A 5,540-nucleotide genomic window follows, 5' to 3' on the forward strand; every position below is an offset into this window, starting at 1 on the left:
TTGATGTTCATTTCTGACCTCCAGTCAAAGTTAAAAATGGGTCTGGGCATTCCAATTTGGCTGAAGGACAACCTGTCCCCATCCCCTAAGTCCAAGAAGAAATGCGATGAACGCCCTTCCTCCCGACAGACCATACTCGCCAGCGCCGGCGTTTCAACCACGAAAGTCTCGCTGGAAGGGTTCCAAAGGCTCTATGCCAGAACGCTGTTGCGAAAATGCCACGAAAACGCCGAGTGCCCTCCAATATCTTTACCACTCCTTAAGAGAGGTAACTGGTTTTTTAATGAAATCTTGCCTTTGAATGCCGGTATTGGAACGGTGCACGTCCGTAGAATCACCCATGAACAGGTGGTTTTCAGACTTTGCCCGATTCGAATCGGCGACTTTCAGACCCCTTCCGCAATGGTGATTTGACATGACATATCTCTACCTCGTTGTTGCCATAGTCTGTGAAGTCATCGCCACATCGGCCCTGAAACAGGCGGACGGTTTTACCAGATTATGGCCTTCCCTGGTCTGTGTGTTCGGCTACGGCCTCGCCTTCTATCTCCTGTCGATACCGATCAAGACAATGCCGGTCGGCATCGTCTACGCCATCTGGTCGGGCGCGGGCATCGTGCTCATCGCAGCTGTTGGCTGGTTCTGGTACCGGCAGGCACTTGATATGCCGGCAATCATTGGTCTTTCCCTGATCATTGCCGGCGTCCTCATCGTCAATCTGTTCTCGAGCACTGTCGGCCACTAACGGCGTTTTCCTTCCCTCCTCCAGCGAATCTTGACTGGAGGTCAGAAATGAACATCAAGAGCCTTCTACTCGGCTCCGCTGCGGCTCTCGTTGCAGCAACCGGCGCACGTGCTGCAGATGCAATCGTCGTCGCTGAACCAGAGCCTGTCGAATACGTTCGCGTTTGCGACGCTTACGGCGCCGGCTTCTTCTATATTCCAGGGACTGAAACCTGCCTGAAGATCAGCGGCATCCTCCGGTATGACGCTCGTGCTGGTGATGACCTGGGCACGGGTAAGGACCCCGATACCTGGAGGAAGCTCGCCCGCGCGGAAGCTCGGTTCGATGCTCGTTCCGAAACCGAACTTGGCACGTTGCGATCGTTCATCACAGCCCGCTTCAATTATAAGGACGGGGTCGATGAGGCTGTCTTGCCACACGGTTACATTGAACTGGGCGGGTTCCGCATCGGTGTAACAGATTCCCGTTTTGATGCATGGACAGGCGGGGCGGGCAGCGTCATTGAAGACGGTCTAGTGGCATATGCTGGCGACAAGACCAATCAAGCCAGTTATACCTTCACAGGCGGCAACGGCTTTTCCGCGATTATTGATCTCGAACAGGGTGACGATGATCATCTAATTGATGATTATCTCCCTCATATCGTAGCCGGCGCCAAGTTCGAGCAGGGTTGGGGTGCAGTCTCCGCAGTCGGCGGCTATGATTCGGTTGTTGAAGAGTTCGCCGGCAAAGTCCGATTGGATGTGAACTTCTCCGAGACCGTCTCTGCTTTCGTCATGGGTGGATACGACACCGACTCAGACAAGGATAACTACTTCGCTGCCTGGGATGGTGACTGGGCTGTTTGGGGCGGCGCTTCCTTCAAAGTAAGCGATCAGGCAACGATTAACGGCGCTGTTTCTTACGAAGACGCCGGGAAACTCGCTGCCGTTGCCAACGTTGCATACAAGCTTGTGCCTGGCTTCACCATCACGCCGGAAATCGAATACGTCAATTTTGACAACGGCAATGATGACGCTTTCGGTGGCATTGTCCGCTTCGAGCGAAATTTCTAATCTCTGAATTCACATCTTCCCGGCGCCGGTTTTCCGGCGTCGGTTTTTCCAATTGAACCAATAGTTTCAAGCAGCAATTTTTTCGGCGTTCGCATAAGGCAGCGCACAGCAATTTTCAGATGAGAAGGGATTTCTGATCGGTCGCGGACCGAGGAGACGGTAAGATGTTTGAACTGCAACCCTTCGGGTTGAGCAATGTTAAAGCTGATCGCTTTATCATACGGAAGTCTATTAGCCTAAATTGGCATGGACTCCGGGATTGCGTTTTTCGGATCGGCGGATACAACTTTCCGCATATTTATCCGATGCTTTTTACTTCATCTAGAGCGCAATCATTATGCTAGCTGGCCCCTCCGACACGCAGCCGGATACCCGTTTTTCGGTTCAATTTCAATATGATCTGCACTATTCATCAGCGGCTCAAGGAACCAGGCGACTGGTAAGGGATCACACACTCGTCGAACTGACCGCGCAATATATCAGCATTCTCTGGGATGAAGGTTCGCACAAGGGGAACGTGCGATCATTCCTTGGAGAAATCGCCGAGATACTGGGCGGCGAGCGCTTCAGCGTATTCACGCAGGAGATGCTCGATTCTGTGATCGGTACTTTGCGCGAGCGCGGTAACAGCAATGCAACCATCAATCGCAAGATGGCTGCCTTGAGTAAGTTGCTGCGGAAAGCGTGCAAGATGGGCGATGTCTATAATCTGCCGGAGTTTCGCCGCCAAAAGGAACGGCAAGGGCGTATCCGCTTCCTGGAAGCCGAGGAGGAGCAGCGTCTATTCGGGGCGATTCGGGCGCGCTGCGAAGACAGCTATCGGCTCAGCGTATTTCTGGTGGATACGGGCTGCCGCCTCGGCGAGGCCATCGGTCTCTCCTGGAACGATTTGCAGGACAGTCGCTCGACGTTCTGGCTGACGAAATCCGGCCGCAGCCGCACGGTCCCCCTCCTCCCGTGCCCGCGCAGCGACGGCGATCCCGCGCGGCCGGCTGAAGGGACCGTTCTCGATGCACAGTCAGGTGCGGTTCCGTGCCATCTGGAACGAGGCCAAGGCCGAGGTTGGACTAGGCCGCGACGATCAGGTCGTTCCGCATATTCTGCGCCATACCTGTGCTTCGCGGCTGGTCCGCGGCGGCATCGACATCAGGCGGGTGCAGATGTGGCTTGGCCATCAGACGCTGCAGATGACCATGCGCTATGCCCATCTTGCGACCAATGATCTCGATTCCTGCGTTGCGGTACTGGAACTCCACTGATCAGAATAGGATGCCTTTTCTGATTCTCTATGGGTTCAGCGGCATCCGGAACGTGAATCGCGTTTCGTTGTCCTGCGATTCGACCTCGATCTCGCCATTGTGCATCTTTGCGATTTCGGCGGCAATATAGAGTCCGAGGCCAAGCCCCTGCTGGCCCGTTGTGGCGCCATGACGGAAGAAGGGCAGAAACAGCTGGTCGACCATATCCGGGGGGATCGGATCGCCGCGATTGACGACCGCGAGTTCAAATATCTCGTCCGTTGTCCGCGCGATCACGCGGATTGGCCCATCTTCGGAACCATGTGCCAAGGCATTTCCGAGAAGGTTCGATAGGAGCTGGCCAATGCGCATTTGGTCGCACCTGATCGGATCTTCGAATTCGAAGCTTGTCTCGACGACGCGGTCGGGGCGTACGGAAGCTAATTCGTCCACGACCTGGACCAGCGTCGGTGTCAAAGGCTCGTCACCATTGATTTCGACCATCACGCCGCTACCCAATCTCGCCCGCGCCAGATCAAGCACATTATCGATAAGGCCGGACATGCGCACGACGCTGCCGCGGATCAGTTTGACGATGCTTGCCGCCTTCTCATCGAGCGGTGTGCGCAGAAGCAGGCGCGTGCCAGAGTCGATGGAGGCGACCGGATTGCGCAGATCATGACCGAGTACGGCTACGAACTGCTCACGAAATTCGGAGATTCTCCGCTCATCAAGCAAAGCGGCTTCGGTTTTTGCCAGGCGTTCATTGGCGTCGAGATGAAAGGCAATGAGTTCAGCGAACAGCTTGAACATACCGATGACCTGTGGATTCTTCAGGCGGGCCGCCGCGGGATCGATGGCGCAAAGCGTTCCGAAGAAGGTACCGTCGGGAAGCACGATCGGCATTGAGATATAGCTTTGGAAACCGTAAATCTTGGGCGTGTGATGGGCCGAATAGACGACATCCTGCGAAACTTCGTCGATGACGACTGCTTTGCCATTACCACGGATTTCGTCGCAGATCGTGGTTTTGACCTCGAGTTCGCCCCCTGGCTTTAGGCCAAACGCGATATTGTCGAGCACCTGACAGGCAATCCAGCGATCTTCGGTTACACGGGCAACCGCAGCAAAGCCCATGCCGGTCGTGCCGCAGACCACATTGAGAATCGTCGGAACGGCATCAATGCGTGCGATAGCATCAATATCGGCCTGAAAATCATGAGACATATAGTTTCCCGAATCTACGTTGTAATCCACTATAGTGGCTTCAAGGGATTGCGCCATACGGCAAACATTCTGGCCGCTTCTAGAGCGAGGTGGATGCTACCCAAGGGGACACTTCTTCCTTTCCGCCATGCCGCGTCCAGCGGCCCCGTTCGCGTTTCCGAAGTCGCTTCGCTTGACATCCAAGCTTCACATTGCACTGATAGGGACGGCTCAAACGGGAGAAAGGCCGCCTATGTTCGAAGACGATGAAGACGAAATCTCGCACTATTCCACGCCAATGTGGTGTCATCTTTTGGTTTTCGGCTTTGCAGTCTCGGTTGCGGTCCTTATTTGCCAGGTGCTCCCGGCCTGACTGACGCGGGTTTGAACCCTTCGGCCCGGCGGCCGTTCGCGCCCGCAACGACGTGCCATAGTCATGAGGTTGTCGTGAGGCTTAGTGGCGCGCCACACCCAAATCATCCAATGACCGGCAGACATTTAGGAAATGAATGGCGGAGAAGAAGTCCGCTGTACCCGCCCTTCTCCTACCTTCGCCAGCCTTCGCCAGCATTCAGAAAAACCTTTGCAGTTCTGTGGTTTACTTCCCTCCAGCATATTTCAGCCTTCGCCAGCATATGCTATCAACCGGCTGCAAAGGTGCAGGAAAAGGTGCAGGGATCATGGCGAGGCCACTTAACAAATTGACAGATGCCCAAGTCAAGTCGGTGGGACCGGGGCGGCTCGGGGACGGCGGCGGGCTTTGGCTCGAAGTCACAGCATCCGGCTCGCGGTCGTGGCTGTTCCTGTTCAAGATCGGCGGGCGCCGCAGCGCCTTGGGCTTGGGCGGTTACCCGAGCATCAGCCTCGCCCGGGCGAGAAAGCTGGCCGGTGATGCACGTGACGTTCTCAGCCAAGGCGGCAATCCGCTGGCCGAAGCGCGCAAGGAGGCCGTGCCAACCTTTGCGAAGGCGGCGGAGCTGTTCCTCACCGACAACAAATCCGCGTGGCGCAATGCCAAGCACCGGGCGCAGTGGGAGATGACGTTGGGCGATGACTATTGCAAGCACTTGGCGCCGCTGCTGGTCTCGGCCATCGGCACCGAGGATGTGCTCAAGGTGTTGAAACCGGTCTGGCAGGTGAAGCCCGAAACCGCCTCCCGGCTGCGTGGCAGAATCGAAAGGGTGCTGGGCTTTGCCAAGGCCAAGGGCTGGCGTTCCGACGTAAACCCTGCTCAGTGGAGGGGCCATCTCGACGCAATCCTTCCCCCCCGCATGAAGCTGACGCGCGGCCATCATG

General features: G+C 56.1%; 5 protein-coding genes and 1 pseudogene. 5 read left to right on the forward strand and 1 reads right to left on the reverse strand.

The annotated features are described in order from the left end of the window. The 4 genes and pseudogenes from AAAB35_RS13920 to AAAB35_RS13935 all read left to right on the forward strand — a co-directional run. On the forward strand, positions 1–414 hold a 414-nt coding region (locus AAAB35_RS13920), incomplete at its 5' end, for a hypothetical protein (RefSeq protein ID WP_340668885.1). Position 415: 1 nt separating this feature from the next. Then, the gene (locus tag AAAB35_RS13925; protein ID WP_340668886.1) at positions 416–745 is read left to right on the forward strand and encodes a multidrug efflux SMR transporter; all 330 of its coding nucleotides are present in this window, start codon (positions 416–418) and stop codon (positions 743–745) included. A gap of 47 nt (positions 746–792) precedes the next feature. Beyond that, positions 793–1,800, forward strand: coding sequence for a porin (locus tag AAAB35_RS13930; RefSeq protein WP_340668887.1), 1,008 nt, complete (start codon positions 793–795; stop codon positions 1,798–1,800). A 433-nt stretch (positions 1,801–2,233) separates the two neighbouring features. After that, positions 2,234–3,059: pseudogene (locus tag AAAB35_RS13935) on the forward strand (site-specific integrase); the annotation flags it as partial. A gap of 27 nt (positions 3,060–3,086) precedes the next feature. Here AAAB35_RS13935 and AAAB35_RS13940 read toward each other — a convergent pair. Then, entirely contained in the window at positions 3,087–4,265 is a 1,179-nt protein-coding gene (locus AAAB35_RS13940; RefSeq protein WP_340668888.1) for a GAF domain-containing sensor histidine kinase, read from the reverse strand. Between the two features lie 659 nt (positions 4,266–4,924). Here AAAB35_RS13940 and AAAB35_RS13945 point away from each other — a divergent pair. After that, on the forward strand, positions 4,925–5,540 hold a 616-nt coding region (locus tag AAAB35_RS13945; protein ID WP_340668889.1), incomplete at its 3' end, for an Arm DNA-binding domain-containing protein.

It is taken from the genome of Phyllobacterium sp. (genome assembly GCF_037994425.1).
Classification (GTDB): domain Bacteria; phylum Pseudomonadota; class Alphaproteobacteria; order Rhizobiales; family Rhizobiaceae; genus Phyllobacterium.

Coding starts and splice junctions, on each gene's coding strand:
- AAAB35_RS13940 (WP_340668888.1), bottom strand. CDS start 4,265: ATGTCTCATGATTTTCAGGCCGATATTGATGCTATCGCACGCATTGAT.
- AAAB35_RS13930 (WP_340668887.1), top strand. CDS start 793: ATGAACATCAAGAGCCTTCTACTCGGCTCCGCTGCGGCTCTCGTTGCA.
- AAAB35_RS13925 (WP_340668886.1), top strand. CDS start 416: ATGACATATCTCTACCTCGTTGTTGCCATAGTCTGTGAAGTCATCGCC.